General features: G+C 67.9%; 26 protein-coding genes. 11 read left to right on the top strand and 15 right to left on the bottom strand.

Translation table 11 applies throughout. The features are described from left to right. Positions 1-5 precede the first annotated feature (5 nt). From EV653_RS21245 to EV653_RS21230, 4 genes are read left to right on the top strand one after another with little or no spacing between them, the layout of a single operon-like run. Positions 6-1,004: a LacI family DNA-binding transcriptional regulator gene (locus EV653_RS21245; protein ID WP_202871766.1), complete on the top strand. Its 999-nt coding sequence runs from the start codon at positions 6-8 to the stop codon at positions 1,002-1,004. Beyond that, complete coding sequence (locus EV653_RS21240; RefSeq protein ID WP_238159932.1) at positions 968-2,473, top strand: arylsulfatase; 1,506 nt, start codon at positions 968-970, stop codon at positions 2,471-2,473. Before EV653_RS21245 ends, EV653_RS21240 begins: the two co-directional genes overlap by 37 nt. After that, positions 2,454-3,206 carry an aminoglycoside 3'-phosphotransferase gene (locus EV653_RS21235; RefSeq protein ID WP_134105471.1) on the top strand — a complete coding sequence of 251 codons (753 nt, stop codon included), beginning with the start codon at positions 2,454-2,456 and terminating at the stop codon, positions 3,204-3,206. The genes EV653_RS21240 and EV653_RS21235 overlap by 20 nt, the downstream gene beginning before the upstream one ends. Positions 3,207-3,211: 5 nt before the next feature. Continuing rightward, positions 3,212-3,748, top strand: coding sequence for an MOSC domain-containing protein (locus EV653_RS21230; protein ID WP_134105470.1), 537 nt, complete (start codon positions 3,212-3,214; stop codon positions 3,746-3,748). 7 nt (positions 3,749-3,755) lie between these two features. Here EV653_RS21230 and EV653_RS21225 read toward each other — a convergent pair whose 3' ends face one another. Together EV653_RS21225 and EV653_RS21220 are read right to left on the bottom strand one after the other, a co-directional pair. Then, positions 3,756-4,178, bottom strand: coding sequence for a hypothetical protein (locus EV653_RS21225; RefSeq protein ID WP_134105469.1), 423 nt, complete (start codon positions 4,176-4,178; stop codon positions 3,756-3,758). Beyond that, positions 4,175-4,933 carry an SAM-dependent methyltransferase gene (locus tag EV653_RS21220; RefSeq protein WP_238159930.1) on the bottom strand — a complete coding sequence of 253 codons (759 nt, stop codon included), beginning with the start codon at positions 4,931-4,933 and terminating at the stop codon, positions 4,175-4,177. The genes EV653_RS21225 and EV653_RS21220 overlap by 4 nt, the downstream gene beginning before the upstream one ends. A gap of 63 nt (positions 4,934-4,996) precedes the next feature. On the opposite strand from EV653_RS21220, the gene EV653_RS21215 reads away from it, so the two are divergent. Continuing rightward, positions 4,997-5,782, top strand: a complete 786-nt coding sequence (locus EV653_RS21215; RefSeq protein ID WP_134105468.1) for a class I SAM-dependent methyltransferase — start codon at positions 4,997-4,999, stop codon at positions 5,780-5,782. Here the strand turns inward: EV653_RS21215 and EV653_RS21210 are convergent. Then, positions 5,779-6,513, bottom strand: coding sequence for a hypothetical protein (locus tag EV653_RS21210; RefSeq protein ID WP_134105467.1), 735 nt, complete (start codon positions 6,511-6,513; stop codon positions 5,779-5,781). The two genes, EV653_RS21215 and EV653_RS21210, sit on opposite strands and share 4 nt — an antisense overlap. A 171-nt stretch (positions 6,514-6,684) precedes the next feature. On the opposite strand from EV653_RS21210, the gene EV653_RS21205 reads away from it, so the two are divergent. Genes EV653_RS21205 through EV653_RS21190 form a run of 4 tightly spaced genes read left to right on the top strand, consistent with a single transcriptional unit; the run spans position 6,685 to position 10,972 of the window. After that, complete coding sequence (locus tag EV653_RS21205) at positions 6,685-7,887, top strand: neutral zinc metallopeptidase (RefSeq protein WP_134105466.1); 1,203 nt, start codon at positions 6,685-6,687, stop codon at positions 7,885-7,887. 18 nt (positions 7,888-7,905) lie between these two features. After that, positions 7,906-9,192: a neutral zinc metallopeptidase gene (locus EV653_RS21200; protein WP_134105465.1), complete on the top strand. Its 1,287-nt coding sequence runs from the start codon at positions 7,906-7,908 to the stop codon at positions 9,190-9,192. After that, positions 9,192-10,073: a neutral zinc metallopeptidase gene (locus EV653_RS21195; protein WP_134105464.1), complete on the top strand. Its 882-nt coding sequence runs from the start codon at positions 9,192-9,194 to the stop codon at positions 10,071-10,073. Before EV653_RS21200 ends, EV653_RS21195 begins: the two co-directional genes overlap by 1 nt. Next, positions 10,070-10,972, top strand: a complete 903-nt coding sequence (locus tag EV653_RS21190) for a neutral zinc metallopeptidase (RefSeq protein ID WP_134105463.1) — start codon at positions 10,070-10,072, stop codon at positions 10,970-10,972. Before EV653_RS21195 ends, EV653_RS21190 begins: the two co-directional genes overlap by 4 nt. Positions 10,973-10,975: 3 nt before the next feature. Here the strand turns inward: EV653_RS21190 and EV653_RS21185 are convergent, their stop codons facing one another. Beyond that, positions 10,976-11,431, bottom strand: a complete 456-nt coding sequence (locus EV653_RS21185) for a GNAT family N-acetyltransferase (RefSeq protein WP_134105462.1) — start codon at positions 11,429-11,431, stop codon at positions 10,976-10,978. A 180-nt stretch (positions 11,432-11,611) separates the two neighbouring features. Here EV653_RS21185 and EV653_RS21180 point away from each other — a divergent pair, with 180 nt between their 5' ends. Next, positions 11,612-12,442 (top strand): mechanosensitive ion channel family protein, encoded by an 831-nt coding sequence (locus EV653_RS21180; protein WP_134105461.1) that lies wholly within the window; start codon positions 11,612-11,614, stop codon positions 12,440-12,442. 100 nt (positions 12,443-12,542) lie between these two features. Then, positions 12,543-14,699 (top strand): RNA polymerase recycling motor ATPase HelR, encoded by a 2,157-nt coding sequence (helR, locus tag EV653_RS21175; protein ID WP_134105460.1) that lies wholly within the window; start codon positions 12,543-12,545, stop codon positions 14,697-14,699. Positions 14,700-14,702: 3 nt separating this feature from the next. Here helR and EV653_RS21170 read toward each other — a convergent pair whose 3' ends face one another. The 11 genes from EV653_RS21170 to EV653_RS42860 form a co-directional block, all read right to left on the bottom strand. Then, positions 14,703-15,233 carry a hypothetical protein gene (locus EV653_RS21170; protein ID WP_134105459.1) on the bottom strand — a complete coding sequence of 177 codons (531 nt, stop codon included), beginning with the start codon at positions 15,231-15,233 and terminating at the stop codon, positions 14,703-14,705. Positions 15,234-15,272: 39 nt separating this feature from the next. Further along, positions 15,273-15,995: a hypothetical protein gene (locus tag EV653_RS21165; RefSeq protein ID WP_134105458.1), complete on the bottom strand. Its 723-nt coding sequence runs from the start codon at positions 15,993-15,995 to the stop codon at positions 15,273-15,275. A gap of 133 nt (positions 15,996-16,128) precedes the next feature. Then, a complete protein-coding gene (locus EV653_RS21160) occupies positions 16,129-17,133 on the bottom strand; it encodes an N-acetylglucosamine kinase (protein WP_134105457.1) in 1,005 nt (334 codons plus the stop codon). Continuing rightward, entirely contained in the window at positions 17,121-18,377 is a 1,257-nt protein-coding gene (locus EV653_RS21155) for a 6-phospho-beta-glucosidase (protein WP_134105456.1), read from the bottom strand. Before EV653_RS21155 ends, EV653_RS21160 begins: the two co-directional genes overlap by 13 nt. Before the next feature lie 10 nt (positions 18,378-18,387). Beyond that, on the bottom strand, positions 18,388-19,575 hold the full coding sequence (locus EV653_RS21150; protein ID WP_134105455.1) for an ROK family transcriptional regulator: 1,188 nt from the start codon (positions 19,573-19,575) through the stop codon (positions 18,388-18,390). Between the two features lie 165 nt (positions 19,576-19,740). Continuing rightward, entirely contained in the window at positions 19,741-20,706 is a 966-nt protein-coding gene (locus tag EV653_RS21145) for a DUF2891 domain-containing protein (RefSeq protein ID WP_134105454.1), read from the bottom strand. Positions 20,707-20,716: 10 nt separating this feature from the next. Beyond that, positions 20,717-21,688 (bottom strand): DUF979 domain-containing protein, encoded by a 972-nt coding sequence (locus EV653_RS21140; RefSeq protein ID WP_134105453.1) that lies wholly within the window; start codon positions 21,686-21,688, stop codon positions 20,717-20,719. Further along, positions 21,685-22,398 carry a DUF969 domain-containing protein gene (locus tag EV653_RS21135; protein ID WP_134105452.1) on the bottom strand — a complete coding sequence of 238 codons (714 nt, stop codon included), beginning with the start codon at positions 22,396-22,398 and terminating at the stop codon, positions 21,685-21,687. The genes EV653_RS21140 and EV653_RS21135 overlap by 4 nt, the downstream gene beginning before the upstream one ends. A 145-nt stretch (positions 22,399-22,543) precedes the next feature. Further along, positions 22,544-23,221 carry a uracil-DNA glycosylase gene (locus EV653_RS21130; protein ID WP_134105451.1) on the bottom strand — a complete coding sequence of 226 codons (678 nt, stop codon included), beginning with the start codon at positions 23,219-23,221 and terminating at the stop codon, positions 22,544-22,546. A gap of 176 nt (positions 23,222-23,397) precedes the next feature. After that, complete coding sequence (locus EV653_RS21125; protein WP_134105450.1) at positions 23,398-23,949, bottom strand: DUF1990 family protein; 552 nt, start codon at positions 23,947-23,949, stop codon at positions 23,398-23,400. Beyond that, entirely contained in the window at positions 23,946-24,044 is a 99-nt protein-coding gene (locus EV653_RS42860) for a hypothetical protein (RefSeq protein WP_441294977.1), read from the bottom strand. The genes EV653_RS21125 and EV653_RS42860 overlap by 4 nt, the downstream gene beginning before the upstream one ends. Between the last annotated feature and the right edge of the window lie 137 nt (positions 24,045-24,181).

Below are 24,181 nucleotides of genomic sequence, written 5' to 3'. Positions count from 1 at the left end.
GTCCTATGTCCTCACCTGCGGCCGATCGGCCGACGCTGCGTATGGTGGCGAAGGAGGCAGGTGTCTCGGTCGCGACCGTGTCCTACGTGCTGTCCGGGCGTCATCGCAGCCACACGATCAAGGACACGACCGCGGACCGGGTCCGTGAGGCGGCCACGCGGCTCGGGTACCGGCGCAACGATGCGGCACGGGCGATCCGCACCGGGAAGTCGGACCTGGTCCTGCTCTCGCTCAGCGTGCTCGCCGACCCGTGGTCACAGGCGGTCGCGGCCACGGTCAGTACGGCGGTGACTCCGCTCGGCAAGACTGCGTTGATCGTGGCCGACGGCGACTGGCGGACCGTGCTCTCGAACCGGACGCCGGACGTGATCTTCATAGACAGCGTCAAGCCGGATCCGGCGCAGATCGCTGAACTGGAGGCGTTTGCGGCGCAGGGCGTGCAGATCGTCGCGTTCAGCGAGACGCTCGAGCCGGAGGGCTTCGACGTGATCCGGTCGGGTGCCGAGCCGCGCTGTCATCTCGCGGTGGAGCATCTGCTCGAGCACCACGACCGGGTCGGCGCGCTGACCTCGCGGACGACCGGCTTCGCGCGCTTCGACGCGTATCTGAACACGTTGCGCGCCGCCGGCAGGCCGATCCGGGACGACGACATCGAGGTCTTCGAGCAGCATCCCGAAGGCGCGTACCGGGCCGCGATGGCGTTGCTCTCGAAGCCGGATCGGCCGACCGCGCTCTACTGCACGACGGACTTCGCCGCGATCGCCGCCGTCCGGGCAGCGCATCGGCTGCGGATCGACGTACCGCGGGAGCTGGCGATCGTCGGCGTCGGCAACACGCCGGAGGGCGAACATCTCGACCCGTCGCTGTCGACGGTCGGGCCGGTCGACTTCAACGACGCGCTGGCGCAGATCATCGTGAGCAGGCTGACCGATCGAGAGGGCGCTCCGGGTGAGGTGTTCGACTTCCCATGGCAGTTGATCGTGCGCGAGTCGTCCCGGGTATGAAGCGTCCCAACGTCGTACTGATCTGTGTCGACGAGTGGAGGGGCGACGCGCTGTCGTGCGCCGGTCATCCGTACGTCGAGACGCCGCATCTGGACGAGCTGGCGCGGGCCGGGGTGCGGTTCAGCCGGGGGTATTCGGCGACGCCGACGTGCGTGCCGGCCCGGGTGGCCTTGTTCACCGGGCAGTCGCAGGAGCGGCACGGGCGGGTCGGGTACACCGACGGCGTTCCTTTCGAGGCGGCGCATCCGGTGACGATCCAGGGTGAGTTCCGGCGCGCCGGGTACCACACGCAGGCGATCGGGAAGATGCACGTGTGGCCGGAGCGGGCGCGGCTCGGGTTCGACGACGTCGTACTGCATGACGGGTTCCTGCATCATTCGCGGCGGGAGCATCGGCAGCAGTTCGGGTTCTTCGACGACTACGTGCCGTGGTTGCGGCGGCAGCCGGGGGTTTCGCCGGATGCGGAGTACTTCGACCATGGCGTGAACTGCAACTCGGTGGTCACTCGCCCGTGGGACAAGGCGGAATCGCTGCATCCGACCCATTGGATCGGCACGCAGACTGTCGAGTGGCTGTACCGGCGCGATCCGACCAAACCGTTCTTCCTGTACCTGTCGTTCCATCGGCCGCATCCGCCGTACGATCCGCCGGCCTGGGCGTTCGACCGGTACGACGCGTTGCCGCCGTACGAGCGGACGTTGGGCGACTGGGAGAGTGACTGGGACGAGTTCCGGCGGGACGGGGACTATCAGGCCTCGATCGGGGATCTGCCCGACCGGGTCGTGCATCGGGCGCGGGCCGGGTACTACGGATTGATGGCACAGATCGATCTGCAGATCAACCGGATCCGCGAGGCACTGGTCGACTTCGGGGTGTACGACGACACGATCATCGCGTTCACGTCGGACCACGGCGAGATGATGGGCGACCATCGGATGTTCCGGAAGTCGGTGCCCTACGAGGGGTCGGCGCATGTGCCGTTCATCGTCGCCGATCGCGCGTCGGCGGCCGGTGCAACGCGTGGCGGGGTTGTCGATCAGGTCGTCGAGCTGCGGGACGTGATGCCGACGTTGCTGGATCTGGCCGGCGTACCGATCCCGTCGTCGGTCGACGCCTGTTCGCTGGCGCCGTTCTTGCGCGGTTCGTCGGTGCCGGTACGGGAGTGGTTGCACGGGGAGCATCTGCACTTCGGGCAGTCGATCCAGTGGGTGACGGACGGTCGGGTGAAGTACGTGTGGGGGTCGGAGCGTGGGGTGGAGCAGCTGTTCGACCTGGTGGAAGATCCGGGCGAGCTGCGGAATCTGGTTGCCTCGCGTCCTGAGCTGCGGGCGTTCTGGCGGGATCGGCTGATCGAGTCGCTGACCGGCCGCGAGGAAGGGTTTGTTGCTGATGGCAAGCTGGTGACCGGGTGTCCGGTGACCGCGATCCTCAATCACACCAGGGAGAGAATTGCTACCGCCGCGGTCTGATGAGTGGACGCTGGTAGATGTCGGCGAGTCCGATACGCGGGTCTACCGGCGGGGCGACGTCTTCGCCAAGTGCTGCGATCGTTCTGGTGTCGCAGAACTTGCGGCCGAACGCACCCGGGTGGAGTGGCTCACCGGGACCGGCTTTCCTGGCGCGACGGTTGTCGACTGGCTCGAGGCGCAGTCGGACGGCGCGTGCCTGCTGACGTCAGCTGTACCGGGTGTGCCCGGTGACGCGCTCCCGCCTTCGGCGCACGGTGCGGCGATGCAGAGCCTCGGATCGGTGCTCCGAGAGTTGCATGCGTTGACCGATTGCCCGTTCGAGCGCCCGTTGGCGGCGGTGATCGCCACGGCGGCAGACGTCGTACGACGGGATGCCGTGAACCCGGACTTCCTCACCGACGAGTGGCGGCTGCTGAAGCCGTCGGAGCTGCTCGACCAGGTAGTTGCCGAGCGCCCCTATGTCGAGAGCGTCCTCGAGCCTGTGGTCTGCCACGGTGACGCGTGCCTGCCGAACGTCTTCTTCGATCCTCGAACGCTGAAGGTCACCGGGCTGATCGACCTGGGCCGCCTGGGCATCGCCGACAGGTACACAGATCTGGCGCTGACGGCCATCCAGCTCCACGACGAGTGGTCCGCCGACCCGGCACCGTTCTTCGCTGCGTACGGGCTGTCGGAGCCTGACTCCCGGCGCCTGGAGTTCTTCCGCCTCCTCGATCCACTCACCTGGGGTTGATCCACATGCTGGTCGAGCTCGTTGCATTCGTCGTCTCCCGAGAGCACGCCTTCGAGGGCCGACCGCAGGACGGTCCCCGCCCGGACCCCGAGCCGGTAGCACGCACCGAGATCGAGATCCGCGCCGAACTGGGCATCGTCGGCGACCGCTACTACGGCCAGAAGATCCACAAGAACGCCGCCGTCACTCTGATCGACGCCGCGTCGCTCGATGAGGTCGTGCGCACCCTCGGTCTGCCTGAACCACTCGACCCGCACCTCAGCCGGCGCAACATCACCCTCCGCGGTTACCCGATCGACGAGCTGGCGGCGCACCGGGCGGCCGACGGCTCACGCGTCCCCGGCCGCCGCTTCACACTCGACTCCGGCTCCGGCCCGATCACCTTCCAAGCCAACCGCCCCGCCAACCCGTGCGCCTGGATGGACGAAGTACTCGCACCCGGCGCAATGAAAGCACTCCGCGGCCACGGCGGCATCCGCACGACGCCCCTGACCTCCGGCACCCTGCACCTGGGCCCAGCAGACCTCACGCTGCTGGACTGAGCCGGAGTTACTTCCGGCCGAACTTCCACCACTTCGGCTTGTTCATCTTGATCTCGTCCGGCGTCATCGGCGGCGGCACGGGCGGCCGGGACTCCTCGGTGAGGAAGTCACCGGACTCGGTGTCGTACGGCGTGACCCCGAGCTTGCGGCTGATCTCCATCACGATCGGGATCGACCGCGGGCCGTCGTTCAGATAGAACGTGATGTCGCGGACCTCGACCCCCTTGCCGATGGTCATCTCGACGTCGTACTCCGGACTTCGCAGCGCCAGCCAGGACGGTTTGCTCGTGTCGACATCCGGCACCACCTCCCGGACCGCGGCCACCACGTCGGTCGCCGTACCGACCGATGGCGGCTCGTAGTCCATCGGCATGTCGTCGAGGCGACGTACGCCCCCTGGCCCGCGCACCGCATAAACAGCCCAGCTCATGCCCCCAGCATGCCAGGCGATCGGCGTTTGCGGGCAGCCAGGACGGCGAAGGTCAGATACTCGCCCTGATCCGTCTCGAGCATGTCGAGCGAGCCGTCCCGTCGCTCGTCCCTGTACTCCGCGACCGCGCGGGACCATCTGAGCCAGTCCGACCAGCCGTTCTTCTGCAGCCGCGCCGCGGTGACATCGACCAGTTCGGTGATCTCCCACTGGAACCGCCACCAGTCCGCGGTGTGCCAGGCGAGGGCCTCCCACCCGACCACGTTCTTGATGTGGTCCGGGATGTGGCCGAGTTCGCGGAGCTCCTTGGTCATCGCCGGCGTCACGACGCCCAGCTGACCTCCCGGCTTGAGGAAGCTCGTGATGTAGGCGAGGTAGTTGTCCGCGGTCCCGAAGTACTCGTACGCGTCGATGCACACGATCGCGTCGAAGAAGCCCTGCGCGAACGGCAGCGTGTGCGCCTCCGCCTTGAGGGTCACCACCCCGTCCTGGGGCGCGATGTAGGCGGCGGCCTCCGTCGGGTCGACCCACAGGTCCGCGGCCCACACCTGTACGCCGTACTCCTTCGCCAGGAAGACCGAGGTGGCACCCTTCCCCGATCCCAGGTCGAGCACCCGCATACCGGGTCGCAGCTCGAGCTCGCGGGCGAGATCTTCCAGCAACCACAGGGGATTCGGGCCCATGTCACCGGACAGCAGCCACTCGGCGTCGTACCCGTTGGACCGCGGATAGTCCTCGTGCTTCAGCTCCACCACCCGCACAGGGTACCGGTGGCAAAACGGGATGTGCCTGGGATTTTCGGACGGCACAGTGGCTGAATGGTTGATCTTGATCCGTTGATCCACGAGTTCTACCGCGACCGGTATGTCGAGGACGACCGGCTGATCCGGTCCGGACACGGCCGCCTGGAGTTCCTGCGGACCCAGGAGCTGCTCCGCCGATGGCTGCCGCCCGCGTCCGACGTACTCGATGTCGGCGGCGCGACCGGGATCCACGCACGCTGGCTGGCCGAGGACGGTCACCGGGTCACGCTGGTCGATCCGGTGGTCGAACACGTCGAGCAGGCGGCGACCGTGGGCACGTTCAGCGCTGAGGTCGGCGACGCCCGCCACCTGCGGCAGGCCGACGCGAGCGTGGACGCCACGCTCCTGCTCGGCCCGCTCTACCACCTCGTCGAGGCGTCGGACCGTGCCCAGGCGCTGTCGGAGGCGCTCCGGGTGACGCGCCCCGGCGGCCTGGTGATCGCGGCCGGGATCAACCGGTACGGCGGTCTGCTCGAAGCCGGAAGCAACGGTCACCTCACTCCGGAGAACCTCCACCTGTTCGCCGAGCCGTTCGCGTCCGGTCGCAACGACGGCAGGTCCGGCTTCACCGTCGCGTACTTCCACCACGCCGACGAACTGGCCACCGAACTCGTCACCGCCGGCCTCAGCGACGTAGAGATTCTCGGAGTAGAGGGCCCAGCCGCCAACGTCCTGCAGAACACCCCGCCCGACGCTGTCGACACCCTCCTCCCATCGGCCGTCCTCCTGGCCCGTCAGGTCGAGTCCGACCCCAACCTCATCTCCGCCGGCTTCCACTTCCTCGCGCGCGGCCGCCGCTAGATCGAGATCACCTCGATCGGGATCCCGTCGCTCTGCACCAACACCCGATCCGCCAGCGGCTCCTTCAGCTTCGCTGTGACCACCCGCCCGACCGCGACCAGGGGAATCACCTCGACGCCCGGGCGGGTGGCGCCGTCGAGCACAAGAACCACAGCAGTCCGCGACTCGAGCACGGCACCCACCCACACGTCGGTGTACGCCGGCGGCGCGCCGTGCACAACCCACCGGACCGTCCGCCCGCCGTCCATCAGCACAGCCGGCGGCAGCCCTCGCAACCCACCGCGATAGCTCGACTCGAGCCCTGGGGGCCACCAGAGCTCGACGGCCGGATCGAGCACATGCATCGGCGGGTACCCGATCCCCTCCGCCTTGGGGTTCGGCGCGTGCCCGGGCCGGTACTGCAGTCCCGCGAACTCGACCCGGTACGCCGGGAGCGGCCGATGTCCGCGATCCGTGCGGAATTCCGGGGTGACGCGCCGTACAGAACGCACCCGGACCGGATCGACCTGCCAATGCGGCTTCGGATCCGGCTGCAGCGCCTCCAGCAGCCAGGGGGGCATATCGACGTCCGAAACCACCGCCGCATGCCGCAGGACGTCCGTCCGGTCCTCCAGCATCGGATACCCGCCTGGGCCGAGCGAGAAGCTCATCAGCACAATCGGCCGGGGCTGCCGGTCGACGGGGAAGTCGGACCACAGGGCCAGTGCCTCTTCGGGCAGAGGGAGGTTCATCTGTCCAGGGGGTAACGGTCGCGAAACGATGTCAATAGCTGCAACTCGGTTTTCGGCAAGGCGGTCCAGGCCGTAACATCAGCCGTCGGCCGGCACTGGGGGTGTTCCGGCCGTTCTGGTGAATGGGTGGAACCGGCACGAGGGCCGGTACTGGGGAGAAGCGGGGAAGTCATGGCCGACAAGCCGGTGCCCAAGCCTGGTCATTTCCTGCCTGGCGGCGAGGGTGAGCAGGGCTCGACGGAAACGCAGCGACCACCCGTGGCGCCGCCGGCCGGACCACTGGCCGCGCCGACGCCGCGACTGGGCGGCGAGGCTCCGCCGATCCCGCCTCAGCTGCAGGGGACCCGCATCGACTCCCGCCGTGCGACGTTGTCCGGCAGCCGGCTCGGACCGCCGACGGCCGACGACCGGGCGGCCGCCGCGTACCGGGAGGTGTTCCACCCGCAGCCGATCCCGTTCGACCCGACGAAACGGCGCTCGAAGGGCCTGGTGGCGCTGATCGTGGTCGCCGCGCTGCTGTTCGTCGGCGGTGGTGTGACGTTCGCCGTCAAGGTGTTCTCGTCCGACACCTTCAGCGTGAACCCGATGGTGACGCCGTCGGTGAAGCCGACCGGCGGGCCGACGACCACCGAGCCGGTCGGGAAGGGTACGCCGGACGCCGACATCGTCGGCAAGAACGCGATCTACACGGCCGGCGCGATGCCGGTGGTGAAATGCAAGGAGCCCGCCTTCCGGCCGACCTCGATGGAGAACGTGCGCTCGTACTACGAGGCGCTGACGGCATGTATGGACAAGGCCTGGGAGCCGATCGTCACCAAGGCCGGGTTCGAGTTCCGGTCGCCACGGCTGATCATCTACAACGAGGGCGACGAGACGGCCTGCGGCGTACAGAAGGATCTCGCGCTGTACTGCCAGGACGACCAGGGCGGCAGCGCGACGATGCCGTGGCAGAAGATCGTCGAGGACTATCCCAAGCACAAGGCCGAGACCCGCGCGGAGATGGCGCAGTCGTTCGCCTTCGTGTACGGCGTCCACGTGCAGAACCTGACCGGGATGGCCGATGCGGCCGACAACCTCGCCGACACGGCGGCGAACAAGGCCGGGCAGTTCGAGCAGCAGCGGCGGGCGGCCCTGCAGGCGTACTGCTTCGGTGCGGTGTTCTTCGGCGCGGCCAAGAACAGCTTCCCGCTGCGCGGCGAGCTGCTGAACCAGTGGAACGGGCTGATCCAGCGCCGCGGTGACGACAAGACCAAGGACAAGACCCCCGACCACGGCTCGAGCAAGAGCCTCGACCTGTGGATGAACCAGGGCTTCGCGACAACCAACCCGGGCAGCTGCAACACTTTCGTCGCAGCATCCGCGAAGGTCAGCTGAGCGAGATGGGAATGGCCGATGCCTGAGTCCGAGGACGGTACGCCGAAGCCGGGACACTTCCTGCCCGGCGGCAGCGACGAGCCGGCCGCCGGGACGCGTCCGCTGACCCTGAAGAGCCGGCAACCCGACGGCCTCGGGAAGGCTCGCTCGGTCGCGCTGGACGACTCCCCGGTACGCCGTAAGGCCCGCCCGATCCCGACCGATCCGGGTACCACGAGCGAGTACAGCGGCCCACCGGTCGCACCGCTCACAGGCGGCCCGCTGCCGCCGCTGACCGGCACTCGCCGGATCGGCGGCCAGCGGACGACGGGATGGCACAAGAACCCGTCGCGCGGCGTACCGCAGTTCTCGACGGAACCGCCGCCGGTCAAGCCACCGCGCCACTACTCGCGCCGCGTGATAGCCGGCCTCTCGGCAGTGGTCCTCGTCATGCTCACCGGCGCCACCGTCGCCGGCTTCAAACTCATCAACTCCTACGACACCAGGGTCGACAACCCACTCTCGCAGCCATCGGTGAAGAAGTCCCAGGTCCCGATCCCGACTCCACCGGACCCGACGGTCACCGTTACTGTCCCGGGGATCCCGGACATGGTTCGCCTGCAGAAGAACAAGATCTACACGTCGGGCAAGGTGGCGGCGGTCAGCTGCAAGGAACCCGCGATCACACCGGATTCGCAGTCCGCGATCCTGCGGTACTACCAGGCCCTGCTGCCCTGCCTGAACAAGGCGTGGGAGCCGGTGGTGAAGCGGGCTGGGTACGACTTCCGGGCGCCGAAGCTGAGGCTGCAGACCAGCCAGGCCACGTCTGAGGACACCTGCACCGGTGAGTCGGACACGGCGTTCTACTGCGGTTACGACGAGAGCATCAACATCAGCTGGAAGAGCGACCTCGCGTACTACAAGAACAGCCCGGAAGGTGCCAGGGTCTGGATGCTCGACACGATGGCGCACGAGTACGGCCATCACGTTCAGGAGATGACCGAGATGCTCACTGCGGAGACCTCCCGCGAGGGGTGGACGAACTCCAAGGCGATGAAGCTCGAGTGGTCCCGGCGCCTGGAGTTGCAGGCCACCTGCTTCGGCGCGGCCTTCCTCGGCGCCAACAAGAAGGCGCTCGGCATGTCCGGCGAGAAGCTGCACGTGTGGCAGTGGGAGACGCAGCACTCCGGCGACGAGTACAGCAAGAAGAAGCTCCGCGACCACGGTTCCCGCAAGAACAACTGGGTCTGGGCGGACCCCGGCTTCAAGGCCGCCGGTCCCGCCCCCTGCAACACCTTCACCGCACCCGCTGCCAAGGTGAGCTGATGCGCCGCGGGCCGGCGATGGCGCTGGCCGGACTGCTCCTCGTGTTGTCCGCTGGATGTACGCCGTCGGCCGCGCCTGCTGTGGTGTTGAGCACGGCGCCTGGTCCGACGCCGGTTGCGTCAAGGCCGGCGCGGGTTGCTCCGACGGCGAGGTCGACGTACCAGTCGCCGGGCGACTTCTACCTACTCCACAACGAGATCTACTCGGCGGGACAGGTGCCGGCGGTGCCCTGCAAGTTGCCGAAGATTCCGCTGCAGACGCAGAAGGAAGTGCAGCAGTACGCGAACGCGGTCCTGGGCTGTCTCGAGCGGGCCTGGAAGCCGGTGGTCGAGCGTGCGGACGTCGTGTACTCCTCCACCGTCGTGTACGTCGTCGACCAGGGCTGGAAGACGGGCTGCGGGATCTTCGGGAAGGACGACGAAGGTTTCTACTGCGCGGACGCCGGGATCTATCTCGACTGGGACCAGTTCACCGAGGAGAGTCCGGACGACCGCGTGTGGGCCGGGGTGTACCTCCAGTTCACGATGGCGCACGAGTTCGGCCACCACGTGCAGCAGCTGACCGGGATCTCGTCGTACTTCGACGATCGCTGGTCGGAGGCCAGCGGCGCGGCCCGCCTCGAGCAGATGCGCCGCCACGAGCTGCAGGCGTCCTGCTTCGCGTCCGCCTTCCTCGGGGCGAATCAGCAGACCCTCGACCTGTACGGCGAAAGGCTCGAGGCCTACCGGGATGCGGCGTACGCCGGCGATGACGACGCACCGACGGTCCAACCGGACCACGGCTCGCGCAAGAGCAGCACCGCCTGGGCCCAAGCCGCCTTCAAAGCCAAATCCCCCTCCGCCTGCAACACCTGGTCCGTCCCCGCAGAGCGAGTCACGTGAAGATCCCGAACCGCCTGGCGGTAGTCGCCGCGCTGTGCGTGCTCTCCGTCAGCGCTTGCGCGCCGAACAGTTCGCCGACTGCCGCCGTACCGACGCCGACGCTGACACCGACAACCTCAACACCGACTCCGACGCCGGTCGCGGTGGTGAGCACGCCGTCGGATCCGATCTCGATCGACCTCGCGGACGGCGTCATCCACAACAAGCTCTACACCGCGGGTAAGGTGCCTGCGGTGCGATGCTCGTTGCCGCGGCCCGACCTGACGTCGAAGGCGGGGATGGTCGCCTACGCCAAGGTGCTGGTCGCGTGCATGGACAAGGCGTGGGCGCCGATGGTGGAGAGGTCCGACGCCTACCTGGTGCCGCCGGAGGTCTTCGCCTACAGCATGCGCCACCCCGAGGCGACGCCGGAGTGCCTGGATCCGCCGGCGAACTCCGACGCGTTCTACCACTGGAGCGGCATGACCGGGAAGATCTGCCTGGAGTGGGAGGAGTTCCTCGACGCGGACGATCCGGTCGCGAACCTGATCGACTTCGAGCAGCTCGTCGCACACGAGTACGGCCATCACGTCCAGCGGTCGGTCGGGATTCTCACGCTGTACAACGAGCTGATGCGCGGGAAGTCCGAAGCCGGCCAGCTCGAGGTGATGCGCCGCAAGGAACTGCAGGCGAGCTGCCTGGGCGCCGCGTTCCTCGGCGCCAACAAACAGACCTTCGCCCTCTCCGGCCGCCGCCTCGGCATCTGGCGCTCGATCGTCCAGCACGTCGGCGACGAATACAGCACCGTCCGAGACCACGGCTCCCGCAAGAACCACGGCTACTGGACCATCCGAGCCTTCGCCACCACCAACCCCGCCTCCTGCAACACCTTCACCGCCCCCGCCAAGCGCGTCAGCTGACCGCTACCGGAGTTTGAGTTTGAAGCCCTCGTGGGAGTTGGTGAAGCCGAGGTTCGTGTAGAAGCGGTGGGCGTTGGTGCGGGTTTTGTCCGAGGTCAGTTGGACGAGGGTGCAGCCTCGGGTGCGGGATTCTTCGATGGCCCACTGGATGAGCTTGGTGCCGAGGCCCGAGCCGCGGGCGGGTGCCGCTACCCGGACGGCTTCGATCAGGCCGCGGGTGGAGCCCCGGCGGGACAGGCCCGGGATGATCGTCAGCTGCAGCGTGCCGATGACCTCGTTGTTGCGATCAGCAACCATCAGCAACTGGTTGGGATCACCATCGATCTGCTCGAAGGCGGCCAGGTACGGGGTGAGATCGTCGAGCGACTCGCGGGTGGCGCCTAGCTGGTCGTCGGCGATCATCGCGACGATCGGGCCGACATCGGCGGCTGTGGCGCGGCGGATCACGGTTTCGGGCATGGTCGCAGCATCTCAAACTTATGCAAACACTTTTCCTAGCGGGACCCGCCGTAGCGGGCTGTTTGCCCTGCGCAACCAAGGGTACGAGTAATACTGGACACCACTGCATCCGCCCGTGTGCCGGGGTCGTGTGCAGTGCTGCGCGACAGCGGATGCGGGCCAATTCGGAAGGAAGTCCCGATGTCCGCATTAGCGATCGACTTCACCGGGCCGTTCGAAGATGCCTTCAGCAAGTTGCTGTCGTTCATCCCGAACCTGCTCGGCGGTCTGGTCATCCTGGTGATCGGCTACTTCGTCGCCAAGGTGCTCGGCAAACTCGTCGGCAAGTTGCTCGGCCGGGTCGGCTTCGATCAATGGATGGACAGAGCCGGCGTTTCCGGTGTGCTGCAACGGTCGGGCACGGGGCTGACCGCTTCGGCGATGCTGGGCAAGGTCGTGTTCTGGTTCGTGTTCCTGATCAGCTTCACGATGTTCGCCTCCGCGCTCGGCGTACCGGAGATCTCGAACTTCATGAGCGACATGCTCGGCTACATCCCGCGGATCTTCGCCGCGATCGTGATCATCTGCCTGGCGGCGCTGTTCGCGAACTTCCTGGCCGCGATCATCCGCGGTGCCACCGGCAACGAAACGCTCGCCAAGGTGGGTAAGTACGCGATCCTCGTGTACGCCGCGTTCGCCGCGCTGACCCAGCTCGGGATCGCGGTCCAGTTGACCGGCAACACGCTGCTGATCGTGCTCGCCGGCGCCGCGCTCGCCCTCGGTCTTGCTTTCGGCCTCGGGGGCCGCGAGATGGCCGGCCGCGCATTGGCCAACCTGTTCGACCGCGACAAGATGATGAAGCCGTCCGCGGACCAGAACCCGATGAACGGTACGCCGTCGTACCCGGCCCAGGGCGGCTACGACAACGGTTACCAGCAGCCGATGCCTCCCGCGCAGCAGCACCCTGCGGCACACAGCGCCGGCTACTCCAACGGCACCCAGCCGAACGCCAACTGGCAGTCCGGCCAGTAGAAGGCAAAGAAATAGAGGGGAGCACAGAAACGTGTTCCCCTCTATTTCCAATCTATAACCGACGACCGGGCTTGCCGCAAGCCCCACCTCGTGCTTCAGAATCGCCGCCGTGCCCACCAGTGCGTTCGACCTTCCCGAACACCTTGCCGCCAAAGCCGACCCGGCACTGATCGCCGACGACGAGAAACACTTCGCGGCCATCGCGGAGACCCTGCAGCAATCGATCGCCGACCTGACCGACCGTCTCGAGACCGCCCGTAAGGCACCTGGTGGCATCGGCCAGGAGGCGATGGACCGCGACCTCGAGGTCCACCGGTTGACGACCCGTCTCCGCCTCCTCAGTCGCTTCGGCCTCGACCTGTGTCTGGGCCACGTCGTCAGCGCGGATGACCCCGAGCAGCCTGTGTACGTCGGACGCCTCGGCCTCACCGACAGCGAAGGTCGCCGCCTGCTGATCGACTGGCGTTCACCGGCGGCCGAGCCCTTCTTCGGAGCGACGCACGGCAACCCGATGGGCCTGGTCAGCCGGCGCAGGTATCGCTGGACCCGTGGCCGGATCAGCGACTACTGGGACGAGGTCTTCAACGCCGACGAGTTCGCAGGACACGCCGCGGCGCTCGACGACCAGTCCGCGTTCATCGCCAGCCTCGGCAGCAGCCGGTCGCCTCGCATGCGCGACGTACTCGGGACGATCCAGGCCGACCAGGACGCGATCATCCGTGCGGGTTCCCGCGGTGCGCTCGTCGTCGACGGCGGTCCGGGCACCGGGAAGACGGTTGTCGCGCTGCACCGTTCGGCGTACCTGCTGTACTCCGATCCACGGCTCGGCGAGCGGCATGGCGGCGTACTGTTCGTCGGCCCGCACCAGCCGTACCTGGCGTACGTCGCCGACGTCCTGCCCAGCCTGGGCGAGGAGGGCGTGCGAACGTGCACGCTCCGGGACCTCGTGCCCGAAGGCGCCGCGGCGAAGCCCGAGGACGATCCCGACGTCGCACTGCTGAAATCGTCGGCCGAACTGGTGACAGCGATCGAACCGGCCGTCCGGCTCTACGAGGAAGCGCCGACGAAGCGAATGATCGTCGAGACCCACTGGTCCGAGCTCGAACTCACGGCGGCCGACTGGACCGACGCGTTCGAAGCGCCCGATCCCGGTACGCCGCACAACGAAGCGCGCGACCTGGTCTGGGAAGAGCTGTTGACGATCCTGATCGACAAGCAGGACGACGAGGACACCCCGGAAGAGATGCTGCGCAGATCCCTGGAACAGAACGAAGACCTGCGGACGACGTTCGACAAGGCCTGGCCGTTGATCGAACCGAACGACGTCGTCGCGGATCTGTGGTCCGTCCCGGCGTACCTGCGCAGGTGTGCGCCGTGGCTCGAACCCGAAGAGGTCAAGCTGTTGCAGCGCGAGGACCCGTACGCGTTCACGCTGCAAGACCTGCCGTTCCTCGATGCTGCCCGGCTCCGGGTCGGCGATCCCGAGGCATCGCGGCGTACACGCCGGCGGAAGGCAGCGGCCGCGGCGGAGCGGGCACGCATGTCCGAGGTCGTCGACAACCTGATCGCGGCCGGCGACGACGAGTACGGCGGGGGACTCGTGTCGATGCTGCGCGGTGAGGACTTCACCGACGCGTTGGTCGACCCGGCCGGGCTGGTCCACAAGGACCCGGACCTGCTGGCCGGTCCGTTCGCACACGTCGTCGTGGACGAAGCGCAGGAGCTGACCGACGCCGAGTGGCAGATGCTGCTGCTCCGCTGCCCGTCGCGAAGCTTCACGATCGTCGGCGACCGCGCTCAGGCCAGGCACGGTTTCACGGAGACCTGGCCGGAACGGCTCGAGCGGGTCGGGCTCGACCAGATCAACGTGGCGACCCTGACCGTCAACTACAGAACGCCGGAACAGGTGATGGCCGAGGCCGAGCCGGTCATCCGGGCAGTCCTTCCGGACGCAAATGTTCCGACGTCCATCCGCAAGGGCGACCGTCCGGTGGTCCACGGCTCGGTCGCCGACCTGGGCTCGATCCTCGACGCCTGGCTCGCCGAAGAGGGCGATGGCGTTGCCTGCGTGATCAGCGCCGGCGGCGACGCAGTACCGACGACAGCACGTATCCGCTCGCTGACGCCGGCCCTGTCGAAGGGCCTCGAGTTCGACCTCGTCGTACTCATCGATCCCGAGACCTTCGAGGGAGCAGTCGACCGCTACGTCGCCATGACCCGCGCGACCCAGCAGTTGGTGATCCTCACGACCTCGTGAGGGTCAGCTCTCCGAGGTGTCGGGGCCTGCTTCGCGGACGTCCTCGACCTTGCGCATGGCTTCGCGGAGGTCGGACAGCCAGCTTTCGCTGTGCTGGGCGACCAGCTTGACGCACCAGCCGAGGGCGTCGCTGCGGGAGCGGGCCACGCCGGCGTCGACGAGCGTGTCGAGGACCTGGCGTTCGGGCTGGCGCAGGCGGGTCATCACCGGTGCGGACAGCGAGGTGAAGATCGTCCTGGTCTCGCCGCAACGGACGCCCCAGGCGACCTTGCGGCGGGTGGCGTGCTCGAGCTCGCGGGCGATCTCGATCCGGTGGTCCCGGGTGTCCTCGCGGAACTGCTTGATCCGGCCTGCCTCGGCGGCGGAGCGCTCGGAGTCGCTCACGTCCTTGCTCTGCTCGGGTGCGGGGATCCGGCCGACGATCAGGATCTCGTCCCGGTCGATCGACAGCTCGGGCTCACCCTCGAACCAGTCGCCCGGCAACCGCCCGGTCAGCCAGCCCCGCACCTTCTCCTGCTCGGTCTGTGTACTCATGTAATCATGATTACACCTCAACAGGACGAGCTCAAGCCATCAGTGGTACCGCACCGTGTACGCCGCGTGTGCGTCGCCCTGGGACAGCCCGACGTTCGACACACCGATCACCAGCGTGTGCCTGGTGACGTCGTTCCGGTACGTCACGTACGTCGTACCGGCCGCGCCCTCGGCGGAGCTGCGCGTCCAGTGCGAACCGCCCTTCGCGGCGACCTTGTGCAGTTGTGCGGCCGCGGTCGGCGTCGCGTAGTACGCAGTCCACTTGGTGTCACCGCGTCCCCAGGCCCGGACCAGATTGTCCGACCACTGGACCGCGTTCCAGGCCCGCGGCTCGCCGCTGAACTTGGCGGTGTACGCCGCGTGCCAGCCGTTCGCCGCGCGCAGACCGACGTTCTGTACGCCGATCGTGAGGTTCCCGCCGCGAGCGTCGTCGTGGTACGTCACGTAGATCGTGCCGGCGGCGCCTTCGGTCGAGACCCGGCGCCAGTGGATGCCACCGGGCAATGCCTGTCCGTAGAGCGTGCGGGTAACAGCCGTCGACGCGTAGCAGTTGGCGGTCGCGGTCGCACCGCTGCCCCACGCGCGCACCAAGCGGTCGGCGTACGCCGCAGCGGAGATGTTCGTCGCAGACGCGAGCCGGCTACAGCTGGTCGTGGTCGTGGTCGTGGTTGCGTTGGCCGGTGCTCCGGCCGCGGTGAGAACGAATGGCGCACTGACTGCGAGGGCCGTCGTACCGCCCAGACCTATGATCCTTCGAATCATCATCGACCTCCCGAGTGGATGTGGTCCTACTCGTGGGACGCCACATCACGCGCGGGAGTTTGCATCAGTCCCCAATGAAACAGTGCTGCAACATCCCCACCCCTCGCTCCGCTCGGGTGGGAGGAGGGCCGGGTCAGGCGGCCGGTGGCGGCGCGAAGGCTGCGCGTAGGCGCTCCTGGGCGCTCGCTCCGGCGGCCGTGTGGTCAAGTCCGAGCAGCGCCGCACCCACGACCGGCGGTACGTCGACCACGCGCGGGACTGCCTTCGGAGCGACGTCGGCGAGCAGACCCGTCACGCGGTCGAGCAGGACCGAGTGCCCCGCGGTCAGGACGCCACCACCGAGTACGACGGTGACGGGCTCACCGAGCAGCTCGAGCCGCCGCAACGCGCTGACCGCCATCGCGACGATCTCCTCGGCCTGTTGCTGAATGATGCCCAAGGCAACGGTGTCGCCGGCGGCCGCGACCTGGAACAGCACCGGCACGGCCTCCAGCTGCCGCGGCGCCGGGAAGTCGCCGAGGTGCAACGCCTCGATCACCGCAGCCAGTGACGGCAAGCCGTAGTGCGCCGGCAGCGCGGTGAGGAGCGCGGTCGCCGGGCCGCGGCCGTCCTCTGCGCGCGACGCCGAAAAGAACGCCTCCTCGGCCAGTTGCGCACCGCCGCCCCAGTCGCCGGTCAGCTTCCCCAGCGCGGTGAAGCGGGCGGTCCGTCCGTCGGGGAGCATCCCGGAGCAGTTGATCCCTGCACCGCAAACCACTGCCACACCACGCGGTTCGTCCACCCCGGAGCGCAGCAGGGCGAAGGTGTCGTTGGTGACGTACACCGACTCCGCCCAACCACAGTCCTCGAAGACAGCGGTCAGCTGTTCCACCTCGATCGGCAGGTCGGCGTTCGCCAGGCACGCCGAGATCTGCTGCACCAGCGGTACGTCGCCCAGTCGCAGTCCGGCTTCTGCCGCGGCAGCGCGTACCAGCGGTTCCAGCCCGGCCACCGCGGCGACCGGTCCGAGCTTCTGTGGCTCGAACCCGCCACCACGCGCCGTACCGAGCACTGTCCCGTCCGCGGCGACCAGTGCGACGTCGGTCTTGCTGTTGCCGGCATCGAAGGCGAGGACTCCGCCCGGGACTAGCGCGCCCACGGGAGATACGCCTTGTTGTGCGCCAGCAGCTTGTCGGTCAGCTTCTGAGCGATGGAGATCTGCCCGACCAGAGGATGCGCCAGCAGTGCCCTGAACACGCGCTCGGATCCGCCCTTCACAGCGGCCTCCAGCGCCAGGTCCTCGTACGCCGTCACGTGCGCGACCAGTCCGGCGTACAAGGGCTCCAGCGGGGCGACGGGCTCCGGCGTCGTACCTTCCGCGCCGACTGTGGCAGGCACCTCGATGACCGCATCGTCAGCGAGGAAGGGGAACGTGCCGTTGTTGAGGGTGTTGACCACCTGCACGTCGCCGGTGTTGTTGAGCAATGACGATGCCAGGGCGACCGCGGCCTCGGAGTAGTACGCACCGCCGCGCTTCTCGAGCAGAGCGGGCTTCTCGTCGAGCTTCGGGTCGGCGTACATGTCCAGCAGCTCCTTCTCGAGTGCTGCGACCTCCGCGGCACGAGAAGGCTTCGTGAGCAGCTCCTTCACCACCGCGTCGTGCGCGTAGTAATAGCGCAGGTAGTACGACGGCACGACGCCAAGCTCACGTACTACGTCGGCCGGCAGGATCAGGTCCTCGGACAGGTCGTCCAGGTGCTCGGCGAGCAGCTTCGGCAGCATGTCCTCGCCGTTGACGCGGACCGCGCGCTCCCAGGTCAGGTGGTTCAACCCCACGTGGTCCAGCGACACCTCTTCCGGCGTGACCCCCAGCATGGCGGCGAACCGACGCTGGAACCCGATCGCCACGTTGCACAGCCCGACCGCCTTGTGTCCGTGCGACAACAGCGCACGCGTCACGATCCCCACCGGGTTGGTGAAGTCGATGATCCACGCGTCCGGATTGGTACGTCGTACTCGCTCGGCAATGTCCAGCACGACCGGCACGGTCCGCAGTGCCTTGGCGAGACCACCGGCGCCCGTCGTCTCCTGGCCGACGCAACCGCACTCCAGCGGCCATGTCTCGTCCTCGTTGCGCGCTGCCTGCCCGCCGACGCGCAGCTGGAGCAGCACGGCGTCCGCGCCCTCGATGCCCGCGTCCAGGTCGGACGTGGTGATCACGCGGCCCGCATGCCCTTGTTTTGCGAAGATCCGGCGGGCCAGGCCGCCGACCAGCTCGAGCCGGTCCGCCGCCGGATCGACCAGCACAAGCTCCGAGACCGGCAACGTGTCCCGCAACCGGGCGAAGCCGTCGACGAGTTCGGGCGTGTAGGTGGACCCGCCACCAACGACTGTGAGTTTCATGCTGCGGCTCCTAGGTGACAGGTGGACCAGCGGTGTCGAAGACCTCGTCGCGGGTCGTGCTCAGGGCGGACTGCAGTGCTCCGGAGAGCACGGGATCGGTGCTGATCGCGGTCATCAGCAGCTGCGGCCGCGGGACGGCGAGATCAGCGAGCTCGTCCTGGACGAGGCCGCGCAGGCGTTCGCCACCTGCGGTGATGACACCACCGGCGAGCACGATCAGCTCGGGGTCGACGACCGCGACGATGGCGGCCAGCCCGACGGCCAGCCGGTGCGCGAACTCCGTGAGCACGGCGTCGCCCGCGCCTTCGGTCTGCAGCGCGGCCGCGATCGCGGCTTCCGGCGTACGGGCCTTGAAGCCGTGTTCGCGGGCGAGTTCCAGGACCGGTTCGCCGCCGGCGAGCTCCTGGAAGCCGCCGGCGTTGTTGCGGCCGACGTTGCGGACCAGCGGCGTACCCGGGAGCGGCAGGAACGCGACCTCACCCGCGCCACCGGTCGCGCCGCGGTGCAGCCGGCCGTTGATCACGATCGCGGCGCCGATGCCTTCCTCGCCCCAGAGCAGCACGAAGTTGTCGTGCTCGCGGGCGTGGCCGACGCGCTGCTCGGCGATCGCGGCCAGGTTGACGTCGTTCTCGACCTCCAGCGGTACGGCGATCGCGGCGGCCAGCTCCTCGAGCAGATGCGGCGCGTGCCAGCCGGGCAGATGGGTCGCGTACCGCAGCCGGCCGGTCGTCGGGTCGAAACCACCCGGCGTACCGATCGAGACCCGGTGCAGTCGTTCGCGATTCAGGCCCGCCTCGCCGGTTGCGCCCTCGATCGCTTTGACCACCCGGTCGACCGTGCCCTTGGCGCTGCGGCCTGGCGTAGCCAGCTCGTACTCGCCGACCACCTTGCCGGTCAGGTCCGCCACTGCGGCCCGGATCCGGGCCGGCGTGACGTCGAGGCCGGCGACGTACGCGATGCTGCCGTTGATCTCGTACAGCTGCGCGTTCGGGCCCGGGCGACCGGCGGTGGTGCCGCTCTGGCGGACCAGGTGGGCAGCCTCCAGCCGTGCGAGCAGCTGGGACGCGGTCGGCTTGGACAGACCGGTCAGGTTGCCCAGCGTGGTGCGGGAGAGCGGACCCTGGCTGAGCAGCAGGTCCAGGGCGGCGCGGTCGTTCATCGCGCGCAGCAGGCGCGGCGTTCCGGGTGTTGTTGCCATGAGCCAACCCTGCCTCCCTTCGCCGCTCGCGGGTACTCGCCGCGCTGATCACGCGATCTGTTAGGAAAGTTTCCTATTAACGCGAGACCGTACGGCGGACTTCGCCGGGTGTCAATCGGCGGCGGTCGGGAGGGCCTGACTCAGTACGTCTGTACGTCTGTCCGTCTAGGCCTGATCAGCCAGGAGGGCGAACGACACCAGCCAGTGGGTCGACATGAAGTCGCCGCCGGTGACGGTCGGCAGCGTCGCTTCGACCTGACGATCCGCGCCTTGACGAAGCGCCGAGGCAACGTCAGGCAGGGCGGGCGCGATCGTCCGCAACTGCCAGGCCCTGCTCAAAGCCAGCCCGGACAGGTGCGCCAGCTGCCCGTCGCCCGTGTCGTCGGTGATGGGCACCTCGAGCAAATGCCGGTGCGCGTCTTTGCCGAGCCCTGGCAGGAACGCGGACAGCCAGTCCGCGAACTCCGCATCCGGCAACACGCGGCGCATCAACTCCGCCTCGGTCAACGCCGGCGACAAGAAGTCCGTCCCGGACGGCTCGAATCGCGTGTCGTACGCCGTGTCGTCGCCGAACCACTCCAGCGCCCGAGACCGGATCGCCTCGACCACATCGGCGCGGCCCAGCTCGTCGTACGCCTCGAACAACAAGGCAAGCGCGAACGCGGAGTTGAGATGCACCCCATGCCGCACTGGATAGGCCTGCTTCGGCAGCCACGCCAGTACCAGGTCGGCGATGACATCACCAAGCGGGCGCAGTGCATCCGCCCACTGCGTCTGACGACCAGCGGCGACCAGCATTGCCGCCCAGGCCCAGCCATAGGGCCGTTCGTACGAAGGCCGCTCCCGCAGGTACTCCGCTTCGGTGGCGATCGCCTCTGGTGTCAGACGCTTGTCGAGTACTTCGATCGGGCGCCGCCCGACCTGGTCCGGTGCGAGTGCGAGCAACCGGACCAGGGACCACTGCATGTGCGCGCTGGAGTGCCAGTCGTACGACCCGTGGAAGGCTGGATGCAGGCGATCCGGGGTGACGTCGACGTCGTCCGGGCCCGTCGACGCGTGCCCAGCGCCGTACGGGTACGGCGTCTCGAGCACCTCACAGGCGATGTCGGCCCAGGCGGCGGCGTACTCCATGTGCGACTCCTTAGAAAGCGAAGATGTACATGATCGCGATGTTGCAGGCGAGCAGCGGGACAGCTGTCGGGATCTGGGCCTTGATCGGTCCGTACTGATCCTTCATCTCCAGCAGTGCCGCGGGGACGAGGTTGAAGTTGGCGGCCATCGGCGTACAGAGCGTGCCGCAGAAGCCGGCCAGCATGCCGACCGCGAACACGACCGCCGGCGTGCCGTGGAACTGTTGCACCAGCAGCGGCCAGCCGACCGCGGCCGTCATCACCGGGAAGGCCGCGAACGCGTTGCCCATGATGATCGTGAAGATCGCCATCCCGATGCAGTACAGCGCGACCGCGGCGATCAGCGATCCCTTGGGAATCAGGTGATCCGTGACGCGGCCGACCGCCTTGCCGACTCCGGACGCGGTGAACAGCAGGCCGAGCGTGGCGAGCATCTGCGGCAGGATCGCGGCCCAGCCGATGTGCTCGAGCAGCCGCCGGCCCTCATGCAACGGCACGGCCGGAGAGTTCGGCCGGAACAGGATCATGCCGACGATGAGCGCAAGGATCGAGGCGACGCCGAGACCGATGATCGTGGCTGAACCGGTCTCGAGCAGGGGCTTGCCGTTGCCGAGCTTCACCTTGGCGAGCCAGGCGCCGAAGATCGCGGCGACCACTGGGATCACGAGCGCCGGCAGGAACAGCTTGTTGCCGAACCGGTCAGCGAAACGAGCCCGCTGCTCCGGTGTCGTCGTACGTTCCTGACCGCGCCCGGGGAACCCTGCGCCTGCCAGCGCAGCGATACCGATGACCGCGATGCCGAGCAGCCAGGACGGAGCCTGCTTGTGCACCACGAACGTGCCGTAGCAGAACGACAGACCGAGGAGGCCCCAGAACGCGGCGCTGCCGAGGCGCTTGCGGTTGGTCCGGTCGTTGAAGGCCTGCATCGCGATCAGCAGGAAGAAGATGCCGCACAGCCAGTAGAACCACTCGACCTTGATCACCGGGCCACCTCCTCGTCCTCACCCATGGCCTCGGCGTCGGCCTGGGCGGCCATCTTGTCGAGCGTGCGATCCAGCAGCCACAGCCGCGAGCCGTGGATGAGCAGCGCGCAGATACCGGTCGGAATCGCCCAGACGGCGATGTCGATCGCCTCGAGCTTCAGGCCGTACGTCGTGTCGACGAAGCCGGTGATCAGCAGGATCGAACCGATCGCGACGAAGATGTCCTCGCCGAAGAACACCCCGACGGTGTCGGCGCTGGCGGCGAAGCCCTTGATCTTCTCCTGCATCTTCTCCGGCAACTTGCCGTACTTACGCTCGGCCGCACCGGCGGCCATCGGATGGATCAGTGGCCGGACCGCCTGCGCGTAGCCGCCGATGCTGGTCAGGCCGACCGCAGCCGTGCCTTGCCGGATCAGCATGTAGAGGGCCAATAGGCGGCCAGTGGTGAGGACCTTCAACTTGCTGATCAGCTTGCGGGCCTGGTGTTGCAGGCCGTACCGCTCGATCAGACCGATGACGGGCAGAGTGACGATGAAGACGGTGACGGACCGGCTGCCGGCGAAGCCGTCGCCGAACGCGTTCAGGATCTTGACCGGAGACAGGCCGCCGATCAGGCCGGCCACGATCCCGGCCGCGGTGACGACCAGCATCGAGTTGATCCGGAGGGCGAACCCGACGACCACCACCGCAATGGCGAGCAGAACCCACATGGTTCCTCCCGGAGGGACAGGGCGATTCCGCTCACCATAGGAGATTGTTGAACGATCCTGCAATGCATCATTCGAACAAATTGTCCGAACACGTGGAAACGCGCCGTGACCACGGGGGTCCGGCGCGTTATCGGCGAGGGGTTGTTTAGGGCAGGCGCCAGTCGACCGGAGTCGCGCCTTGCTGCTCGAGGAGCGCGTTGACCCGGCTGAAGGGCCGGGAGCCGAAGAAGCCCCGGTCGGCGGACAAGGGGCTCGGGTGGGCGCTCTCGACGTACGGCGTGTTGCCGAGCATCGGCTTGAGCGTCTGGGCGTCGCGGCCCCAGAGGATCGCGACCAGTGGGCCGCCGCGGTCGACCAGCGCGTGGATCGCCTGTTCGGTGACGCTCTCCCAGCCCTTGCCGCGGTGCGCACCGGACTTGCCCGGCTGCACAGTCAGCACTCTGTTGAGCATCAGCACACCCTGCTCGGCCCACGGCGTCAGGTCACCGTTGGACGGAGCCGGTACGCCGACGTCGGCCATCAGTTCGCTGTAGATGTTCGCGAGGCTGCGCGGAATCGGCCGTACGTCGGGAGCCACCGAGAAGCTGAGGCCGACGGGGTGCCCGGGAGTCGGGTACGGATCCTGGCCGACCACCAGCACTTTCACCTGCTGCAGCGGCTGCTTGAACGCGCGCAACACGTTCTCACCTGCCGGCAGATAGGACCGTCCGGCAGCGATCTCGCCGCGCAGGAACTCACCCATCTTGGCGACCGTGCCCTCGACCGGCGCCAAAGCCTCGGCCCAGTCCGGCGCCACCAGATCCGTCAACGTCTTGGGACTCACCCGCCACAGTTTCGCAGCACCACCACCTGCCGCGCACCCCGGGTTGTCGCCCACTGTTCGCGTGTCGCTCAAACGCTGGTATTGCCACGCAGTGTACAAAGGTCGCGGCCCCGCAAAGGTATGAGCTTGCGGGGCCTTTGCTATGGGTTGGGCTATCGGTCGGGCTATGTGTCGCTCTAGGTGGTTGCCAGGCGTTGCAGGGCCTTGGTGTAGCGGTGGGCGGCGTACTGCTGGGCTTTGCGGGCGAGCGGGCCGGCTAGGCGTGTGTACCAGGTGGCGCCGCGGCTGTACGCGCGGATGGTGAAGTAGATGCCGTCCGGCTCGCGGGTTATGACGAAGGACTCCTCGCCGGCCTCCGGGTGCCCTTGCAGCGAGCCGTACGCGAAGCCGATGCGGTCCGGTTCGTTGACGGTCCAGACGACCCGGCAGGGGACCGGGAGGCCGATGCGCGCGAGGGGCGACCGGCCGATCAGCAGACCGGGTCCGAGGCGACCGAGCGAGTTGGTGCCGATCCGCGGGGGTGAGTCGGTCGCGGTCATGGGCAATCCGGCCGCAGGCTGCATCTGCCAGCCCAGCAACGCATCAGCCGCCCGCCGGAACACCTCGTCCCCGTGCCCGATCCGCTCTCGACACTCCAACCGGTGATACCCCTCGGGCGTCTCGTCGTACCGCGTAGACCCCACGACGTCGTACCCGAACCGCAGCCCCGCCAGATCCTCCAGCTTCATCCGGCCCCCTTCCTTTCTCGCGGCGTGTTCACCACATGTCCCAGTGCCCAACTGACCGCCAAAAGCATCGTGACCACCAACACCGAACCAGACACGCCCAGCAAAACTGCTGTACCCCGATCAGCCGTCCGCGACCGCCTCCCCAGGTTCCAAGCCCAGTGCCCAGCGGGACGCTGACAGCTGCCAGACCGTCCGCAGACAGGTAGGCCATCAGCGCGGCCGCAAAGCCCGC

Source organism: Kribbella pratensis, from assembly GCF_004365355.1.
Classification (GTDB): Bacteria; Actinomycetota; Actinomycetes; order Propionibacteriales; family Kribbellaceae; genus Kribbella.
Note: the sequence above shows the minus strand (reverse complement) of the source record. Positions and strands in the feature narration are given on the sequence as shown.

Excerpts from the sequence above, each read along its gene's own strand:
- EV653_RS21245 (WP_202871766.1), top strand. The coding sequence starts at position 6 with ATGTCCTCACCTGCGGCCGATCGGCCGACGCTGCGTATGGTGGCGAAG.
- EV653_RS21240 (WP_238159932.1), top strand. The coding sequence starts at position 968 with ATGGCAGTTGATCGTGCGCGAGTCGTCCCGGGTATGAAGCGTCCCAAC.
- EV653_RS21230 (WP_134105470.1), top strand. The coding sequence starts at position 3,212 with ATGCTGGTCGAGCTCGTTGCATTCGTCGTCTCCCGAGAGCACGCCTTC.
- EV653_RS21225 (WP_134105469.1), bottom strand. The coding sequence starts at position 4,178 with ATGAGCTGGGCTGTTTATGCGGTGCGCGGGCCAGGGGGCGTACGTCGC.
- EV653_RS21215 (WP_134105468.1), top strand. The coding sequence starts at position 4,997 with ATGGTTGATCTTGATCCGTTGATCCACGAGTTCTACCGCGACCGGTAT.
- EV653_RS21210 (WP_134105467.1), bottom strand. The coding sequence starts at position 6,513 with ATGAACCTCCCTCTGCCCGAAGAGGCACTGGCCCTGTGGTCCGACTTC.
- EV653_RS21205 (WP_134105466.1), top strand. The coding sequence starts at position 6,685 with ATGGCCGACAAGCCGGTGCCCAAGCCTGGTCATTTCCTGCCTGGCGGC.
- EV653_RS21200 (WP_134105465.1), top strand. The coding sequence starts at position 7,906 with ATGCCTGAGTCCGAGGACGGTACGCCGAAGCCGGGACACTTCCTGCCC.
- EV653_RS21195 (WP_134105464.1), top strand. The coding sequence starts at position 9,192 with ATGCGCCGCGGGCCGGCGATGGCGCTGGCCGGACTGCTCCTCGTGTTG.
- EV653_RS21185 (WP_134105462.1), bottom strand. The coding sequence starts at position 11,431 with ATGCCCGAAACCGTGATCCGCCGCGCCACAGCCGCCGATGTCGGCCCG.
- EV653_RS21180 (WP_134105461.1), top strand. The coding sequence starts at position 11,612 with ATGTCCGCATTAGCGATCGACTTCACCGGGCCGTTCGAAGATGCCTTC.
- EV653_RS21170 (WP_134105459.1), bottom strand. The coding sequence starts at position 15,233 with ATGAGTACACAGACCGAGCAGGAGAAGGTGCGGGGCTGGCTGACCGGG.
- EV653_RS21165 (WP_134105458.1), bottom strand. The coding sequence starts at position 15,995 with ATGATTCGAAGGATCATAGGTCTGGGCGGTACGACGGCCCTCGCAGTC.
- EV653_RS21155 (WP_134105456.1), bottom strand. The coding sequence starts at position 18,377 with ATGAAACTCACAGTCGTTGGTGGCGGGTCCACCTACACGCCCGAACTC.
- EV653_RS21150 (WP_134105455.1), bottom strand. The coding sequence starts at position 19,575 with ATGGCAACAACACCCGGAACGCCGCGCCTGCTGCGCGCGATGAACGAC.
- EV653_RS21145 (WP_134105454.1), bottom strand. The coding sequence starts at position 20,706 with ATGGAGTACGCCGCCGCCTGGGCCGACATCGCCTGTGAGGTGCTCGAG.
- EV653_RS21135 (WP_134105452.1), bottom strand. The coding sequence starts at position 22,398 with ATGTGGGTTCTGCTCGCCATTGCGGTGGTGGTCGTCGGGTTCGCCCTC.
- EV653_RS21125 (WP_134105450.1), bottom strand. The coding sequence starts at position 23,949 with ATGAAGCTGGAGGATCTGGCGGGGCTGCGGTTCGGGTACGACGTCGTG.